Source organism: Kamptonema formosum PCC 10802 (assembly GCF_000332335.1).
Taxonomy (GTDB): Bacteria; Cyanobacteriota; Cyanobacteriia; order Cyanobacteriales; family Oscillatoriaceae; genus Oscillatoria.
In genome coordinates this window covers 3,665,942-3,667,908 of record NZ_KB235948.1, presented here as the reverse complement: position 1 = coordinate 3,667,908, position 1,967 = coordinate 3,665,942, and the positions used below count along the sequence as shown (strand labels likewise).

Sequence of the window (1,967 nt, the reverse complement as noted above, 5' to 3'; positions counted from 1 at the left end):
TCCCCGACAGGGCAAATCTGCCATCCGGGCTCAGACACACTGAGATCACCCAGCCTGTATGTCCCTCAAAGGTGCGCAAGCACCGCCCCGTTGCCACTTCCCACAGTTTCAGGGTATTGTCCCAACTCCCCGACAGGGCAAATCTGCCATCCGGGCTCAGACACACTGAGAACACATAGTGTGTATGTCCCTTAAAAGTGCGCAAGCACCGCTCCGTTGCCACTTCCCACAGTTTCAGGGTTTTGTCCCCACTCCCCGACAGGGCTAATCTGCCATCCGGGCTCAGACACACTGAGAACACCTAGCGTGTATGTCCCTCAAAAGTGCGCAAGCACCGCTCCGTTGCCACTTCCCACAGTTTCAGGGTTTTGTCCTCACTCCCCGACAGGGCAAATCTGCCATCCGGGCTCAGACACACTGAGCTCACCGATATTGTGTGTCCCTCAAAGGTGCGCAACGGGCGCTTTGATTTAGGCAGTCTCTCTCTTGCTAGTTTGAGCGCCGCCTGTATCGGCGTTGCATTCGGTGAGTCACCTTTGCCCGCAACCGAAACATTGTCGCCCTGATGCTTCGCCCCTACTGCGTCTTCCCCTGGAATACTCTCCAGAGTTTTAATCGCCGCCTCGCAATCATCCCGCTCTAAATGCACCAAACCCAGAAGATAGCCAGGAAGCCAACCCTCGGGGTGTGAACTGCGCATCCACTCCAATTCTCTGACGAGGGTATTATCATTTATCCTAAGAGTGCGCCACCAAATCAAACCCTGGTTGTAGGTCGATTCCGGATGTTGTGGCTGCATCTGTAGCGCCCTCTCCCACAGCTGCTGCGCCTCCTCTGGCTTTCCCAAGTCTACCAGCGACACCGCCCGGTTGTTGAGGCTGTCCGCCATGTCCTCACCGGCTCTCGGTTCCAGGCGCGGGTAAACTTCCCCCATCAATTGCTCGTAACTCCCACGCAATTCCTTCGCCACTGCTAACATACTGCGGTAGCGATCCTGCTGGTTTTTGCGAAAGCAGCGCCGCAGAATCGCCGCCACAGATAAAGGCATTTGGGGCACACCGGCATCCTCTCGCTTCCCCCGCAGGTACTCCTCCAGCAGGTGGGAGGCGATAGTGCCTTTTTGCCAAGTTCTCTCCCCAACAAACATCTCCAGCACCGACAGCGCCCACCCCCACATATCCGTGCGCCGCGTCAGTTTTTCTCCCTTATCTTGTTCCGGCGAGCAATACGCGGGAGTCATCCCCATATAAGTCCCCATCACGCTGCCCAATGCCTCAAACCCCGCCGGAAAAACCGGCGAGTTTCCCTCTTTCTCCCCCCCAGGATAAGGAGCAATTGGGGGGAGCTCTCCCGCCGGGGCGGCAATCTTTCCCCGCGCCAGCCCAAAATCCGTTACCTTCACCGCCGCCGCCGGCGTCACCATCACATTTGCCGGCTTGACATCCTGATGAATCAGCTCCTTTTCGTGAGCGTAATGCAGCCCCCACGCAAACTGAATTGCAATATCAAGGATGCGTTTTAAACTCGCACGCTCCCCACCGGCATACAGCCTGCCATCATAAATCCAGTCGTGCAAAGTTCCCCCCGCCACATATTCGGCAAACACCAGGGGATAGCCCTCAATCCGCCGCACATAATAGCAGCTTACCGTGTGAGGGTGCAGCCCCAAATTCACCCAAGTTTCCGCCTCCCGCTCAAAGTTCTCCACACCTCCCGCCGCCGCCACAGCTTCTGGTTTCGGGATTTTCACCGCCAGGTCAATATTCCACCCCAAGTGCCTAACTTTGCAGACTTTGCCAAAACTCCCCTCCCCCAAAGAGCCGGTGACTTGGTATAAGTTGAGAATGACATCACCCACATTCCACTGCGTAGATTCCTGCGGCATGGCACACCCCGCCCCCTCACACGGTATAATAATGGTTTAATGTTACCAGCTTCTGGGGGTGCCGGTGGTAATGAAGAGGGCT

Annotated in this window: 2 protein-coding genes; both read right to left on the bottom strand. The window is 56.5% G+C overall.

Features of this window, described 5'->3' with window-relative positions; genetic code table 11:
- Nucleotides 1-301: WD40 repeat domain-containing protein (locus OSC10802_RS46325; RefSeq protein WP_369797079.1), on the bottom strand; the 301-nt coding region annotated here is incomplete at its 3' end.
- On the bottom strand, nt 302-1,885 hold the full coding sequence (locus tag OSC10802_RS40350; RefSeq protein WP_017717732.1) for a serine/threonine-protein kinase: 1,584 nt from the start codon (nt 1,883-1,885) through the stop codon (nt 302-304).
- Nucleotides 1,886-1,967: the final 82 nt, after the last annotated feature.